Annotated in this window: 13 protein-coding genes; 10 read left to right on the forward strand and 3 right to left on the reverse strand. The window is 68.0% G+C overall.

What is annotated here, in order from left to right; translation table 11 throughout:
• Positions 1–23: 23 nt before the first annotated feature.
• Positions 24–2666 carry a leucine--tRNA ligase gene (gene leuS, locus ACTJJM_RS17755; RefSeq protein WP_440865858.1) on the reverse strand — a complete coding sequence of 881 codons (2643 nt, stop codon included), beginning with the start codon at positions 2664–2666 and terminating at the stop codon, positions 24–26.
• A 105-nt stretch (positions 2667–2771) separates the two neighbouring features.
• The gene (locus ACTJJM_RS17760; protein WP_241877428.1) at positions 2772–3374 is read right to left on the reverse strand and encodes a DUF998 domain-containing protein; all 603 of its coding nucleotides are present in this window, start codon (positions 3372–3374) and stop codon (positions 2772–2774) included.
• A 125-nt stretch (positions 3375–3499) separates the two neighbouring features.
• Between ACTJJM_RS17760 and trxA the strand changes: the two genes are divergently transcribed.
• The 5 genes from trxA to ACTJJM_RS17785 all read left to right on the forward strand — a co-directional run bounded on the left by trxA (position 3500) and on the right by ACTJJM_RS17785 (position 9077).
• Positions 3500–4357, forward strand: a complete 858-nt coding sequence (gene trxA, locus ACTJJM_RS17765) for a thioredoxin (RefSeq protein WP_019336992.1) — start codon at positions 3500–3502, stop codon at positions 4355–4357.
• 107 nt (positions 4358–4464) lie between these two features.
• The gene (locus ACTJJM_RS17770; RefSeq protein WP_043402713.1) at positions 4465–6165 is read left to right on the forward strand and encodes a FecR family protein; all 1701 of its coding nucleotides are present in this window, start codon (positions 4465–4467) and stop codon (positions 6163–6165) included.
• Positions 6162–7787, forward strand: coding sequence for a CHASE2 domain-containing protein (locus tag ACTJJM_RS17775; protein ID WP_010482931.1), 1626 nt, complete (start codon positions 6162–6164; stop codon positions 7785–7787). The genes ACTJJM_RS17770 and ACTJJM_RS17775 overlap by 4 nt, the downstream gene beginning before the upstream one ends.
• Positions 7788–7862: 75 nt before the next feature.
• Entirely contained in the window at positions 7863–8315 is a 453-nt protein-coding gene (locus ACTJJM_RS17780) for a DUF4442 domain-containing protein (protein WP_010482929.1), read from the forward strand.
• Positions 8316–8360: 45 nt separating this feature from the next.
• The gene (locus ACTJJM_RS17785; protein WP_419965172.1) at positions 8361–9077 is read left to right on the forward strand and encodes a hypothetical protein; all 717 of its coding nucleotides are present in this window, start codon (positions 8361–8363) and stop codon (positions 9075–9077) included.
• An 8-nt stretch (positions 9078–9085) separates the two neighbouring features.
• On the opposite strand, the gene ACTJJM_RS17790 is transcribed toward ACTJJM_RS17785, so the two are convergent.
• Entirely contained in the window at positions 9086–10402 is a 1317-nt protein-coding gene (locus ACTJJM_RS17790) for a hypothetical protein (protein WP_440865859.1), read from the reverse strand.
• A 76-nt stretch (positions 10403–10478) separates the two neighbouring features.
• Between ACTJJM_RS17790 and ACTJJM_RS17795 the strand changes: the two genes are divergently transcribed.
• The 5 genes from ACTJJM_RS17795 (at position 10479) to gloA2 (ending at position 15481) form a co-directional block, all read left to right on the forward strand.
• Positions 10479–11174, forward strand: coding sequence for a DUF502 domain-containing protein (locus tag ACTJJM_RS17795; RefSeq protein ID WP_005414135.1), 696 nt, complete (start codon positions 10479–10481; stop codon positions 11172–11174).
• A complete protein-coding gene (locus ACTJJM_RS17800) occupies positions 11171–11956 on the forward strand; it encodes a queuosine precursor transporter (RefSeq protein ID WP_010482923.1) in 786 nt (261 codons plus the stop codon). The genes ACTJJM_RS17795 and ACTJJM_RS17800 overlap by 4 nt, the downstream gene beginning before the upstream one ends.
• 95 nt (positions 11957–12051) lie before the next feature.
• Complete coding sequence (locus ACTJJM_RS17805; protein ID WP_440865860.1) at positions 12052–13992, forward strand: DUF885 domain-containing protein; 1941 nt, start codon at positions 12052–12054, stop codon at positions 13990–13992.
• 17 nt (positions 13993–14009) lie between these two features.
• Positions 14010–15080 carry a serine hydrolase domain-containing protein gene (locus tag ACTJJM_RS17810; RefSeq protein ID WP_053443352.1) on the forward strand — a complete coding sequence of 357 codons (1071 nt, stop codon included), beginning with the start codon at positions 14010–14012 and terminating at the stop codon, positions 15078–15080.
• On the forward strand, positions 15077–15481 hold the full coding sequence (gene gloA2 / locus ACTJJM_RS17815) for an SMU1112c/YaeR family gloxylase I-like metalloprotein (RefSeq protein ID WP_053443353.1): 405 nt from the start codon (positions 15077–15079) through the stop codon (positions 15479–15481). The genes ACTJJM_RS17810 and gloA2 overlap by 4 nt, the downstream gene beginning before the upstream one ends.
• The last annotated feature ends 159 nt before the right edge of the window (positions 15482–15640 follow it).

Genomic DNA, 15640 nt, shown 5'->3' on the forward strand with positions numbered 1-15640 from the left:
ACGGGTGGCCGGTGCGGGGTACATCAGGCGGCGACGATGTTCACGATCTTGCCGGGCACGATGATGATCTTGCGCACCGTCAGGCCTTCCATGAACTTGGCCGCGTTGGGCTCGGCCAGGGCCAGTGCCTCGACCTGCTCGCGCGCGGCGTCGGCCGCCACGTCGATGGTGCCCCGCAGCTTGCCGTTGACCTGCACGGCCAGGGTCAGCGCGTCGCGCACCAGCGCACCGGCATCGGCCTGCGGGAACGGCTGGTCTTCCAGCAGGGTCTCGCCGTGGCCCAGCACCTGCCACAGGGCATGGCTGGCATGCGGGGTGATCGGGTTGAGCAGCAGCACGACGGCCTGCAGCGCTTCCTGGCGCACCGCACGCCCCTGCGCACTGCCGTCCTCGAACTTGGCCAGCGCGTTCATCAGTTCCATCACCGCGGCAATGGCGGTGTTGAAGCTGTGGCGGCGGCCATAGTCGTCACCGACCTTGCCGATGGTCTCGTGGGTCTTGCGGCGCAGTGCCTTCTGGTTGGCATCCAGTGCTGCAACATCCAGTGCCGGAGCGGCACCGTCGGCAGCATGCTTCTGCACCTGGGCCCACAGGCGGCGCAGGAAGCGGGCCATGCCATCCACGCCGGCTTCGTTCCACTCCAGCGACTGTTCCGGCGGCGCGGCGAACATCGAGAACAGGCGCACGGTGTCGGCGCCGTACTTGTCGACCATCGCCTGCGGGTCCACGCCGTTGTTCTTCGACTTGGACATCTTCTCGGTGCCACCGACCACCACCGGCTGGCCGTCGGCGATCAGGGTGGCGCCGGTGATGCGGCCGCGCTCGTCACGCTGCACGTCCACGTCGGCCGGGTTGATCCAGTCCTTCGAGCCGTCCGGGTTCGGGCGGTAATAGGTTTCGGCGATCACCATGCCCTGGCACAGCAGGTTGCGCGCGGGCTCGTTGCTGTCCACCATCCGCGCGTCGCGCAGCAGCTTGTGGTAGAAGCGGAAATACATCAGGTGCAGGATCGCGTGCTCGATGCCACCGATGTACTGGTCGACCGGCAGCCAGTAGTTGCCGCGCTTGTCGACCGCGTCACGGGCACCCGGCGAGGTGTAGCGGGCGTAGTACCAGCTCGACTCCATGAAGGTGTCGAAGGTATCGGTCTCGCGCTCGGCCGCACCGCCGCAGTCCGGGCAGGTGGTCTTGCGCCATTCCGGATCGGTCTTGATCGGCGAACCGGTACCCGAGAACGCAACGTCCTCCGGCAGCACCACCGGCAGCTGCTCTTCCGGCACCGGCACCGCACCGCACTTGGCGCAGTAGATCACCGGAATCGGGCAGCCCCAGTAGCGCTGGCGGCTCACGCCCCAGTCGCGCAGGCGGTAGTTGACGCGGCGCTGGCCCTGGGCCTTGCGCTCGAATCGTTCGGCCAGGGCTTCGAAGGCGCCCTGGAAATCCAGGCCATCGAACTCGGCCGAGTTGACCAGCTCGAAGGCACGGCTCTTGTCGCTGTACCAGTCCTGCCAGCGGCTGCCATCCCAGGTGCGCTCTTCTTCGGTGCGCGCATCCTTCAGCGCGATCACCTGCTTGATCGGCAGGCCATACTTGTTGGCCACTTCGTTGTCGCGCTGGTCATGCCCCGGCACGGCCATCACCGCACCGGTGCCGTAGCCCATCAGCACGAAGTTGGCGACCCACACCGGTACCGGCTCGCCGGTGACCGGATGCAGCGCACGCAGGCCGGTGTCCATGCCGCGCTTTTCCTGGGTTTCCAGCTCGGCCTCGGACACACCGCCCTGCTTCAGGTCGGCCAGCATCGCGGCCAGTTCCGGGTTGCTCTTCGCCGCATGCAGCGCCAGCGGATGTTCGGCGGCGATCGACACGAAGGTCACGCCCATCACGGTATCCGGACGGGTGGTGAACACGCGCAGCGGATCCAGCACGCCGCCGTCCACGTCACGTACGTCGAACTGGATTTCCAGGCCCTCGGAGCGGCCGATCCAGTTGCGCTGCATGGTCTTGACCGAATCCGGCCAGCCGTCCAGCTCGTCCAGGCCGTCCAGCAGCTCCTGGGCGTAATCGGTGATGCGCAGGAACCACTGCGGGATCTCGCGCTTCTCGACCAGGGCGCCGGAGCGCCAGCCGCGGCCGTCGATCACCTGCTCGTTGGCCAGCACGGTCTGGTCGACCGGATCCCAGTTCACCACCGCGTTGCGGCGGTAGGCCAGGCCCTTGCGCATCAGGCGGGTGAACATGCGCTGCTCGTGGACGTAGTAGTCCGGGCGGCAGGTAGCGAACTCGCGCGACCAGTCAACGGCATAGCCCATGGCCTTGAACTGGCCACGCATGTGCTCGATGTTCTTGTAGGTCCAGGCCGCCGGTGCGGTCTTGTTCTTGATCGCGGCGTTTTCCGCCGGCAGGCCGAACGCATCCCAGCCCATCGGCTGCAGCACGTTGTGGCCGGTCATGCGCTTGTAGCGGCTGATCACGTCACCGATCGTGTAGTTGCGCACGTGGCCCATGTGCAGCGCACCGGACGGGTACGGAAGCATCGACAGGCAGTAGTACTTCGGCTTGTCCGAAGTCTCGTCGACTTCGAAGGCACGGGTGGCGTCCCAGTACTGCTGGGCGGCGGATTCAACCTGCTGCGGGTCGTAGGCGTTGGTTTCAGCGCTGGTCATGGAACACGCGGTTGCGGCGGCAAAGCGGTACAGCGTACCGCAGTGCGGCAAATGGCTCCAATCCTGCCCGTCGACCGCCGGCGCCGATTGCGCGCGGAGCCAGTCTCAGCGCGGCCGCGACAACGGCAGGGCCAGGGCGAGCCAGCCCGCCCAGCAGGCGAACGCAAGCCGTTGTGCCAGCGGCGCCGGCAGCACGCCCTGCAGGGCAAACGCCGCCAGCGCGGCCAGCACGCCACAGGCGAGCGCCACGGCGCCCAGCGCGCGCCCATGCGCCTGGCGCACCTGCGACGTGCCCAGCAACAAGGTCCCGGCGACAAAACCCAGCACCCAGATCATCCAGGCGCTGGCATGCAGCTGGCTGGCCGGCCCGTGCAGGTCGTCCACATCCAGCGGCAGCAACCCCATCGCGGCGAACGCCAACCCGGCCAGCAGCAGCATCTGGCTGCCCACCCGCGGCGCCCAGCCGGCGGTTGCCGGCAGCCTGCGGCGCAGGCACTCGGCCACAACCACCGCCAGCAGCCCTGGCAGCACGAAGCCCAGCAGATTGAAGGCCAGCGCATGCGGCACCCCCTGTGCCCCCAGCAGCGCTACCGGGTGGCGGGCCTGCGCGTAGCCGTCCAGGCCGGCACCGAAACCGAGCACCGCCAGCACGAACAGCAGCGCGGCGACCAGGCCGGACAGGCGCAGCAACGGGGACAGGGACGACATGCAGGCTCCGGAAAGAACGGCGACAGGAAGCCTGCATTGTCAGGCATTTACTACAACCCGGGTTGAGACCGGCATCGATCGTCACCATAGAATCGGTCTCCAGACGCCAAACGATGCTTCCCCCCATGACCGAGACGACCTACGTATTCGACGCCACCACTGCGACCTTCGAGGCCGAAGTCCTGCAGAAGTCGCTGCAGACGCCGGTGCTGGTCGACTTCTGGGCCACCTGGTGCGGGCCGTGCAAGACCCTGGGGCCGATGCTGGAAAAGCTGGCTGCCGAGTACAACGGCGCCTTCGAACTGGCCAAGGTCGACGTCGACAAGGAACAGCAGATCGCCGCCGCCTTCCAGATCCGCTCGGTGCCGACCGTGTTCCTGGTCAAGGGCGGCCAGCTGGTGGACGGCTTCCCAGGGGCCATCCCGGAAGGCCAACTGCGTGAGTTCCTGGCCCAGCACGGCATCGTGCCGGCCGACATCGGCGACGCCGTCGCCGAAGATGAAGCCCCGCTGGACCCGCAGGCGCAGGTAGACGTACTGCGCGCGCAGATCGCCGCCGAGCCGGACAAGGACGAGCTGAAACTCGACCTGGCGCTGGCCCTGCTGCAGATCGGTGGCGTCGATGAAGCCAGCCTGCTGATTGACGGCCTGCCCGCCAACCTGTCCACCGACGACCGGGCTGTGCGTGCACGCGCCCGGCTGGCCTTCGCCTCGGCCCTGAAGGACGCCCCGGCCGCTGAAGTGCTGGACGCCCGCATCGCCACCGATGGCAAGGACCTCAAGGCACGCCACCTGCGCGGCGTGCAGCTGCTGCTCGGTGGCCACGACGAAGCCGCGCTGGCCCAGTTCCTGGAAATGCTGCGGATCGACCGCACGTTCGAGGACGGACTGCCGCGCAAGGCCCTGATCGACGCCTTCAATGTGATCTCCGACGAGGACCTGGTCGGCCAGTACCGCCGCCGGATGGCCTCCCTGCTGTTCTGAACGGAAACCCACTTCGTTCAGAATCCCTGCACTGAACGCGGGCAATAATGCGCGGGATGGCGGCCGTACGGCCGCCACGATCCGTTCGGGGGGATGAGGTCGGGGCCATGGGGTCTTGCAGCTGCGCCCCCGCATTGCCGGGATTGCAAACTGTGACCTTCGTCCGCTCGCTGTCGTTCGCCATGCGCTTCCAGGGCGCGCTGCTCTGCGCTCTTCTCTTCCTGCCGGCCATCGCCGCCGCCCAGGACTGGAACTACCGGGTCCGTCCCGGCGATACCCTGTGGGATCTGGGAGGCCTGTACCTCAAGCCCTCGGTGCGCTGGCAGCAGCTGCAACAGCACAACCGCATCGACAACCCCTACCAGCTGCCGCCGGGCCAGCTGCTGCGCTTCCCGATCAGCTGGCTGCGCATCGAACCGGCACCTGCCCGCGTGCTGTCGGTGCGCGGCAAGGTCGAATTGTCCGGCGCCGATGGCAGCGCCACGCGCGCGATACTCGCCGGGGAACAACTTCGCATTGGTGACACCGTGCAGACCGAAGGCGACTCCAGCGTCACGCTTGAATTCGCCGACGCCTCGCGCCTGCAGCTGCGCGAGTATTCCCGGCTGCGCCTGGACCAGCTCAGCCGCTACGGCCACACCGGCATGGTCGATACCCGCCTGCGCCTGCAGCAGGGCCGCGCGAGCAACCGGGTGACACCAGCCCGTGGCCCGGCCTCGCGCTACATCATCGATGCACCTACGGCGACCAGCAGCGTGCGCGGTACCGTGTTCCGGGTCAGCGCCGGTGACACCGGCCACGTCGCTGCCACCGAGGTACTGCAGGGCAAGGTGCAGGTCGGCAACACCCACGGCAAACGCCTGGTCCAGCCTGGACAGGCCAGCCGCAGCATCAGCGCCGATGCCGCACCGGACGCTGTCTCCGCCCTTCTTCCCGCGCCGCAGCTGCGCAGCGACGATGTGCGCCTGGCGCCCCTGCCGACCCTGCTCGCCTGGGACCCCGTCGACGGCGCCGCGCGCTACCGTGTGGAAGTGGTGCAGGCAGCGACGCCGGAAATCCTGCTGTTTGCCGCCACCACTGCCGACACCCGGCTGGCGATCGGTGACCTGCCCCCCGGCCAGTTGCGCATCCTGTTGCGCGCCGTGGATGCGCAGGGCGTGGAAGGCCTCGACGCCAGCGCCGATTTCGAACTCAGCGACCAGCCCCCGCCGCCGCTCACCGTGACCCCCCTGCATGGGCAGACTGTCAACAGCGACCGCCCGCGCTTCCGTTGGAGCCAGGCGCCGGGCGCGCGCAGCAGCGTGCTGCAGATCGCCGCCGAGCCGAGCTTCGTGCAGCCGCTGCAGGAACAGAGCACCCAAGGCACCGACCTGCGCCTGGCGCAGCCGCTGCCGCCCGGCGAGTACTTCTGGCGGGTGGCGTCGCGCGATGGCAACGGCCACCAGGGCCGTTACGGCCAGGCCCTGCCCCTGCAACTGAGCAATGAACCGGTCGACCCTGCCCTGCAGCCGCCTGAAGCCGCGCATGGCGAGCTGACCCTGCGCTGGCAGGCCGGCAGCGAAGGCCAGCAGTACCGGGTGCAGGTGGACCGTCGTGGCGACTTCAGGACGCCCCTGGTCGACCAGACCGTGAGCGAGCCGCAGGTCAGCTTCAAGCGGCCGTGGAGCGGCACCCTGCATGTGCGTGTGCAGTACATCGACGACGACGGTCATGCGGGCGAGTACTCACCGGCCCAGCAGATCAAGCTGCCCTGCCGCCTGTGCTACGGCGCCGGTGGTGGCGCCCTGCTGCTGTTGCTGTTGTTATGAGGCGCTCGCCGCTGCCGTGGTCGAAACGGATCCTGCTGGCACTGCTGGCCGGCGTACTGACGGTGATCGCCAGCCAGGGCCAGTGGCTGTGGCGGCAGGACGAAGCCGCCTATGACGCCATGGTCGGCAACTGGGACTACCGCCCCGACCCCAGCGTGCTGATCGTGGCCATCGACGAGGGCAGCCTGCAGCGCATCGGCCAATGGCCCTGGCCCCGCTCGATCCATGCCCGCCTGCTGGACCGGCTGACCGACGCCGGTGCCGAGCGCGTCGCACTGGACCTGATGCTGTCCGAACCTGATCGACGCGACAGCCGCCAGGACGATGAACTGGCCGCAGCGATCCGCCGCAATGGCCGGGTGGTGCTGCCGGTACTCGCGGCGCCGGCCGCCGGCGACCGCATGGCCGAGGAAATGCTGCCGATTCCGCAGATCGCGGCCAGTGCCGCGGCGATCGGCCATACCGACGTGGAAGTGGATGGCGATGGCGTCGCGCGCGGTGTGTATCTGCATGCGGGCATCGGCCAGGCTCACTGGCCGGCACTGGGCCTGGCGCTGGCCGCCCTGCCGCCGGGCGCGGTGCACGGCCTGCCCGACCCTGATCCGCAGATCGGTTCGCCCTACCAATGGCGGCGCAACGACTACGTGCGCGTGCGCTATGCCGGGCCGCCCGAGCGCCTGCCACAGGTGTCCTATGCCGACGTGCTGGATGGTCACGTGGACATGGCGATGCTGCATGGTCGCCGCATCGTGGTAGGCATGACCGCCAGCGGCATCGCACCGCGGCTGCTGACCCCGACCACCCGCGAGTTCTGGATGAGCGGCAGTGAGTACCAGGCCAACATCGCGTCGATGCTGCTGCAGCACAAGCAGATCGATCTGCTGCCCCGCCTCTGGCAGCACGCCATCAGCGGCGTGCTGGTGGCGCTGTGCGTGATCCTGCTCGGCCTGCGCCTGCCATGGCTTGCTGCGCTGTGCTCGCTGCCGCTTCCACCGCTGCTGAGCTGGTTGCTGTTGCGCGCCGGTGACTTGTGGTGGGCACCGGCCAGCGCAATGCTGGGCATCCTGCTGGTGCTGCTGGCCTGGGCGATCTGGCGAGTCTCGGCCTGGCACCGCCTGGCCAATCGCGATGCGCTGACCGGTCTCGGCAATCGCCTGCGTTTCGAGCAGTCGCTGCAACAGGAATGCGATGCCGCGCGACGCAGTGGCAAATCCCTGAGCCTCGCGCTGATCGACGTTGACCATTTCAAGCGCCACAACGACCGCCACGGGCATCAGGTCGGTGACCGCGTGCTGCGCGATGTCGCGCGCCTGATCGGTGCACATGCGCGACGTCCACGCGACATGGCCGCGCGCTACGGTGGCGATGAGTTCGCACTGGTGCTGCCGGATACCCCGGCCGAAGGCGCACGCCAGGTCATCGAGGACCTGATCGCCTGCGTGCGTGCACTGCCGGCGCCCGGTGACGGCGGCGAAGCAGGCGTCACCCTCACCATCGGCGTGTTCACCCGCGTACCCGACGGCACGCTGCAACCGCACCATTTCGTCGAAGGCGCCGACACCGCGTTGTACCAGGCCAAGGCCAACGGCCGCGACGGGTATGTGATCGACGGCGAGGCATGACCCTCGCCGCCCTGGGTGCAACATACGCATGCGAATGGTTAGACTGGGCGCCTCGCCCTGCGCTCCCGGATCCGCATGAACGCCCGCCTGTTCCGCTTCGGTATCAATCTCTGGCCGCCGTTCCTGTTCACCGGCATCCACGTCACCCGCATCACGCCGGACTACCGGCAGATCGATGTCGAACTGCGCCTGCGACCATGGAACCGCAACTACGTCGGTACCCACTTCGGTGGCAGCCTGTTCGCGATGACCGATCCGTTCTGGATGCTCGGCCTGCTGCACATCCTCGGCCGCGACTACTACGTGTGGGACCGCGCCGGCGCCATCGACTTCCTCAAGCCGGGCCGTGGCATCGTGCGGACGTCGTTCCGCATCGACGACGCGCTGCTGGACGAACTGCGCGCCGAAGCGGCCAGTGGCGAGAAGGTGCTGCGCTGGTTCAGCAACGACGTGATCGATGAGAGTGGCGAGGTGGTCGCCCAGGTGCGCAAGCAGGTCTACCTGCGGTTGAAGCCACACGCACGCTGATCATCGCTGGGGCGCTATCCTCTGGCCTCTGCCATGGAGGCCCCGATGCGCCCGTACACCCTTGCTGCACTGCTGAGCACCCTGCCGTGCGCGGCCCATGCGCTGGACCTGCCGCCGGTGCAGTACCCGACGCTGCCGGCACAGGCTGCCACTGCCGCCGGCTCCGTGCCCAACGGCTGGACGCTTGAATCCAGCATCGAAGGCGATCTCGACCAGGATGGCCGCGCTGATCTGGTCCTGGTACTGCGCCAGCAGGACCCGCGCAACGTCATCGAACACGACGGCTTCGGCCCGTCCCCGCATGACAGCAACCCGCGCATTCTCGCCGTGGCGTGGTCACGGCCAACCGGCTATGTGCTGGCGGTGCAGGACCATCAGCTGATTCCGCGCCCGGAGAACCCGGTGATGAGCGATCCGCTTGAAGAAGGGGGTGTCAGCATCCAGCGTGGCACGTTGAAGGTCGCGCTGTTTTCATTCGCCAGCGCCGGAAGCTGGTCGATGGGTACCACCGCCTTCACTTTCCGCTGGCAGGACGGCGCGTTCGCGCTGATCGGCTACGACCAGGATTCGGTGATGCGCAATTCCGGAAAGACCGAATCGCTGAGCGTGAACTTCTCCACGCGCAAGGTAAGGCGCGTCGAAGGCAGCATCGACAACGACAAGGACAGCGTGCGCTGGCAGCCACTGCGCGGCACCCGTCGCTGGACGCTGCAGACGGTCGGCGATGGCTGGGCATTCGATCCGCAGGCCGGCACCGACTGAGCCACGGCTCAGTCGCGGGCAGCGGCGGTTGCGCCGGCGCCGGCCACCAACGGTACGGACAACCACGGGCTCTCAGCGTTGCCACGCGGCGGCGAACGACGCGGCACCTGCAGATGGTGGCCATCGGCGGACAGCTGCGGCGACCGCACCGGCGAGCGGAACTGCGCCGGCAGCCGCTGCAGGGCGTGCACCGGATCATCCGTCTGCTGCCGCAGCCAACGCTGCGCCCCCAGCAGCCGCACCATCGCCGCAGCATCCTGTGGCCGTGACGAATAGGCAGGATAGATCGGCGCGGCGATATCGGTCAGCACGCAGCCCATGACGTTCGACAGGCAACCGAAGTCATGCTGCGGTGGCGCCGGCACTGGCAACGGGCGATCCACTTCCAGCGCCGCTGTGGCTGCCGCGCCACAGGCCCAGCCGAGATTGCCGGCCGCGCGGGCCAGGGTGCTGCTGCGATCCAGCACCAGCACGCCGCCGAACTCCCGCGCCGATGTCTCGATCGCCGCCCGGCTCATCGCGTACTCGCCCTGCATTGCCCGGCACAGGCTTTGCTCTTCGGCCCGCAGCGGCTGCAGCGCCTGTTCGCATTCCCTTGGCAACGGATGGTCGGCAGGCAGTTCAACCAGCATGTCGGCCAGCAGCTGGGCATTGGCCTGCACCAGGCTGGCACCGATGATGCTCTCGACCAGATAACTGCTGCCGGGCACCAGCCGCCGGCCCAGCTGCAGGCCACGGCAAGCACCTCGCAGAGCACCGTCGATATCGCCCTGCACGTACGCCAGCGCGCGTGCGCTGGTGGCGTCCATCACCACGCCATAGGCCGGCAACGGGACCAGAATGCCCTCGCCCTTCGGCGGGAACGGCGACATGAAGTAGTCCGCTTCGGCCAGCTGATCCAGCCGCGCATGCAACTGCTGGTGGCCGGCGTGGGCCTCCACGAAGCGTTGCGGGTCCGCGCGGACCTGGGCGAGACAGCCGCTGGCGGCCGGCCCGCAACTGGCACCGGGCCGCGAGTGCAGCTCGGCATGGTTGGCCACCAGGTGTGTCCGGCCGCCGCCTCCACCGTGTGGGTCGGCCTCCCAGCGCCGTACATCCTCGGCCAGCGCCTGCTCGCGCTGCTGGGCATCCAGGTCGTCGAATGGCAGCGTCCACAACAAGGCATAACCGTTGTGCCCGGTCGCCGGCAGGCGTGCTTCCAGTCGCTGCTGCGCCTGCAGCCGCGATTCGGGTACCGGCCACATGCGCGAGGCGCACCACACCACGATGGCCAGCACCAGCAGGCCTGCCAGGGTCCAGCCCAGTCCGCGCAGAATCTTCAACACAGCTTCCCTTCCATGTGCCGTTGCCGCAGTCGATTTCCCAGCGTAATCGACCTGCAGTGACCGCTACAATGCGCGCATGTCGCTCGAAGCCCCCGCCCTGGTCCCCCGCCCCTCCCTGCAGCGCCTGTTCCTGACCGGCCTGCTCACCCTGCTGCCGATCTGGCTGACCTGGGTCGTGGTCAAGTTCGTGTTCGTGCTGCTGTCGGGTATTTCCAGCCCGCTGGTGGTGCCGCTGTCCGAACAGATCGCAACCAGCTTCCCGCACTATCTGGGCTGGGTCCGCGCCGAGTGGATCCAGGACACCATCGCCCTGCTGGCCACCCTGCTGGTGATCCTGGCGGTGGGCGTGGCCAGCCGCCGCGTGCTTGGCCAGCGCCTGCTGCGCTGGGTCGGCGCGGTCATCAAGCGCATCCCCCTGGCCAGCATCATCTACGACAGTGCCAAGAAGCTGCTGGACATGCTGCAGACCGAGCCGGGCAGCACCCAGCGCGTGGTGCTGATCGACTTCCCGCACCGCGACATGAAATCGGTCGGCCTGGTCACCCGCGTGATCAAGGAACACGGCACCGACCGTGAGCTGGCCGCGGTGTACGTGCCCACCACGCCGAACCCGACCTCGGGCTACCTGGAAATCGTGCCGGTGGAACTGCTGACCCCGACCGACTGGACCGTCGACCAGGCCATGAGCTTCATCATTTCCGGCGGAGCCGTGGCGCCGTCCAGCGTGCCGTTCACCCGCGCCGGCGAACGCACCGGCGAACGCACCGAATGACCCCGGCGCCGATCGAGCGCCCGCTGCAGGACCGCGCGGTCCTGTTGTTCATCGTGCTGGCCGCGTTCTTCTGCGGCAATGCGGTGCTGGCCGAGCTGATCGGGGTGAAGATCTTCGCGCTGGAAGACACCCTCGGCATCGCTCCGCTGAACTGGAACCTGTTCGGCCAGACCGGCTCGCTCAGCTTCACCGCCGGCACCCTGCTTTGGCCGGTGGTGTTCATCATGACCGACACCATCAACGAGTTCTTCGGCAAGCGCGGCGTGCGCTTCATCTCGTGGCTGGCGGTGGTGCTGATCGGCTACGGCTTCCTGTTCGCCTTCGCCGCCATTTCACTGGCGCCGGCCAGCTGGTGGGTCACGTCGATGGATGGCCACGGCGTGCCCGATTACCAGGCCGCGTTCGCAGCCGTGTTCGGCCAGGGCATGTGGACCATCGCCGGTTCGCTGGTGGCCTTCCTGCTCGGCCAGCTGATCGACGTGGCCGTGTTCCACCGCATCCGCCAGGCCACCGGCGAGCGCCACGTGTGGCTGCGTGCGACCGGATCCACCGCGATCTCGCAGGTGGTGGACAGCTTCGTGGTGATCTGGATCGCCTTCGTGCTCGGCCCGCAGCACTGGCCGACCTCGCTGTTCCTGGCCGTCAGCAGCGTCAACTACATCTACAAGATGGGTTTTGCGATTGCCTTGATTCCGCTGCTGTACCTGATGCGGCGTGCGATCACCCGCTATCTGGGCGCAGACAGGGCGGCCGCGCTGCGGGCCGCCGCCGCGGCTGACTGAAGCCCCAGCAGCGGAAAGCTGACTGCGCCTTCACGCTGGCCGTACGCGGCCGGATCGTGCAAGCTCCACGGTCTGTGTTCCACGGAAGCTTCTTGATGCCGTATTCCCCCCGCGTCCTGGCCGCTGCCATTGCCGCGTTGTTCCTGTTCAGTGCCGTGCCGCCGGCCGAAGCAGCGAAGAAGAAGGCCAGCCGCCCTGCCGCTGCGCAGACCCGCCAGGCCGCCAAGCCCAAGGCCAGGCCCGCCCGTGCCACCGCACCGGCCCGTGGCAGCTCGGCGCGCCGGGCCGCGCCGCGTCCGGTCGCACCAGCCCGCGCCGTGCCCAAGCAGGTACAGCTGGAGCGCCTGTACGACGAGTACTGGGATGCCTCGATGCGGTTGAATCCGCTGCAGGCAACCTTCCAGGGCGAGGCCCGCTACAACGACCAGCTGCCCAACATCCTGTCCGCCGCATGGCGCCAGCAATCGCACGACTTCACCACCGAGTGGCTGGGCAAGGTCGAGAAACTCGGCAGCGACGGCCTGCAGGGCCAGGACCTGCTCAGCTACGAGATCTTCGTGCGCGACGCGCGCGCATCGCTGGCCGCCGAGCGTTACCCGAGCTGGATGATGCCGATCAGCCAGTACTACAACATCGGCAGCATCATGGCGATCCTCGGTGCCGGCGCCGGCGCGCAGCCGTTCAACACCGTGCAGGACTACGACACCTGGTCGCGCCGCTCGCTGGGCATTCCCGAACTGTTCGACCAGGCCATCGACAACATGCGCCAGGGCATGAAGGCCGGCGTGGTGCAGCCGCGCGACCTGATGGAGAAGGTGCTGCCGCAGCTGGATGCGGTGATCAAGCCGACCGCTGAAGAGAGCATCTTCTGGTCGCCGATCCGCACTATGCCCAATACCATCGCGGCCGAGGACAAGGCGCGCATCAGCGCCGAGTACAAGCGCATGATCGAGCTGCGCATCATGCCAGCCTATCGAGCCCTGCGCGGTTTCATCGCCACCGAATACCTGCCGGCCACGCGCACCAGCAGCGGCCTGGGCGCACTGCCCGATGGGCAGGCCTGGTACGCCAACCTGATCGTGCAGACCACCGCCAGCGACCAGACCGCGGCGCAGCTGCACGCACTGGGCGAACAGCGCGTGCAGGAACTGCAGGCACAGATCGCCACGGTGATGAAGGACGCCAAGCTGCGTGGAACGCCATCCAAACTGCTGCGCAGCATGCGCAATGACCGCCAGTTCCAGTACGGCGATGCCAATGCGCTGATCAACCGCTACCGCCAGGTGCAGCAGCAGGTCAATGCGCGCCTGCCGCAGGTACTGGACACCCTGCCCAAGTCGACGCTGGACGTGCGCGCAGTGGAACCGGAACGTGCGCTGACCGCCGCCGCAGCAGCCTATCAGCCGTCACCGGCCGGGCAACCCGGCGTGCTGTACGTGAACACCCGCGACCTGCCCAGCCGCAAGCGCTGGAACGTGCCGGTGCAGTACCTGCATGAAGCAATCCCCGGCCACCATGTGCAGCTGGGACTACAGCAGGAGCTGGCCAAGCTGCCGCGTTTCCGCCGCCTCGGTGGCGACCTCGCCTTCGTCGAAGGTTGGGGCCTGTATGCCGAAACGCTGGGTGAGAACCTCGGCATCTACACCGATCCCTACGACCGCATCGGCTACCTGTATTCGCGCCTGCTGCGTGCTGCCCGCGTGGTGGCCGACACCGGCGTGAACGCCCAGGGCTGGAGCAAGCAGCAGGCCGTGGCCTACCTGCAGAAGACCGTGGACATGAGCAGTGACGACGCCAACGCCGAAGTCGAGCGGATCATGGCCCAGCCCGGCCAGGCGCTGTCCAACGTGGCCGGCCTGACCACCATCGTCGCCCTGCGCGACAAGGCCAAGAGCCGCCAGGGCGCCGCCTTCGACCTGCGCCGCTTCCACGCCGAACTGCTGAAGGACGGATCGATGCCGCTGGACGTGCTGGACCGCAAGATGGAACGCTGGATGGCGCAGCCCGCCAGCGCCACACCTGCCCCTTCACCCTGACCCCCTCCGGAGCCGCCATGCGCCCTGCCGTCGCCCTGTTCGCCGTCGTGCTGGGCCTGCTGCCAGTGGCGGGCTGCGCCGCACCGGTGCTGACTCCACCGGATGCGGGCATCGACGGCCTGATGCAGGCCTACGACGGTCAGGTACCCGGCGCTGCGGTACTGGTACTGCACGACGGGCAACCGGTGTTCCGCCGCGGCTACGGCCTGGCGGTAGTGGAAGACGGTACTGCGGTCACCGCGGCAAGCAACTTCCGGCTGGCCTCGGTCAGCAAGCAGTTCACCGCCGCGGCGGTGCTACTGCTGGTGGAAGACGGCCGGCTCGGGCTGGAGCAGACTGCCCGGCAGTGGCTGCCCGAGCTGCCGCCGGCAGCGGCGGCCATCACGATCCGCCAGCTGCTCTCGCATACCAGCGGCCTGATCGACTACGAAGACCTGATGGATCCGGCTGACCCTCGGCAGGTGCATGACGCCGACGTGCTGACCCTGCTGTCGCACGAGGACCGGCTGAATTTCGCACCCGGCACGCAGTACCGCTACAGCAACAGCGGCTACGCGCTGTTGGCACTGATCGTCGGCCGCGCGTCCGGGAAAGATTACGCGACCTTCCTGCAGGAGCGCATCTTCCGCCCGCTGGGCATGGCGCATACCGTGGCCCACCAGGACGGCGTGGACACGGTCGCCGCACGCGCCTATGGCTACAGCCGGATCGACGGCCGCTGGCAGCGCACCGACCAGAGCACCACCAGCGCCGTACTGGGAGACGGCGGGATCTATTCCTCGCTGGACGACCTCGCCCGCTGGGATGCGTCGCTGTACGACGACCGCCTGCTGTCGAAGGCCTCGCGCCAGGCGATGTTCAGCCCGGCCACATCGACGCCCGAAGCCGACGTGCCGCACTACGGCTTCGGTTGGCGCTTGAATGGCCCGGTGCAATGGCACAGCGGCGAGAGCATCGGCTTCCGCAACGTGATCGTGCGCCACCCGGAAAAGCACCTGACCGTGATCGTGTTGACCAACCGCAACGATCCCGAACCCTATCCGCTGGCGCAGAAGATCGCCCAGCGCTGGCTGGACACCCTGCAATGACCCCCGGTTCCGACGCCCTGCTGGGCATCCACCACGCTGCGCTGATCTGCAACGACTACGCACGCTCGAAGGACTTCTACGTGCGCATCCTCGGCCTGCGCGTGCTGGCCGAGAACCATCGCGCCGCGCGCGACTCCTGGAAGCTGGACCTGGCCCTGCCCGACGGCGGCCAGCTGGAGCTGTTCTCCTTCCCCTCACCACCACCGCGCCCCAGCCGCCCCGAAGCCCAGGGCCTGCGCCACCTCGCGTTTCGGGTGGCTGCACTGGAACCCTTCATCCAGCGCCTGGCCGCGCATGGCGTCGCCTGCGAACCGATCCGCGTGGACGAATACACCGGCCGCCGCTTCACCTTCTTCGCCGATCCGGATGGCCTGCCGCTGGAGCTGTACGAAGTCGGTTGAGCGTTTTTCAATCGTGATTCATCCATGCATGGCATGGATCTACGTGTCGACCAAGGTCGACACCCGCCAAGAGCAGGCCGTTCCATTCCGGCAGATCGCAGGACTCTGTCGAAGGCGGGGTGGGTCCGGTTGCGGGGGCGTGAGCCGCATGGATGCGGC

Origin of the sequence: Stenotrophomonas sp. 22692 (genome assembly GCF_052045015.1) — a bacterium.
Taxonomy (GTDB): Bacteria; Pseudomonadota; Gammaproteobacteria; order Xanthomonadales; family Xanthomonadaceae; genus Stenotrophomonas; species Stenotrophomonas geniculata.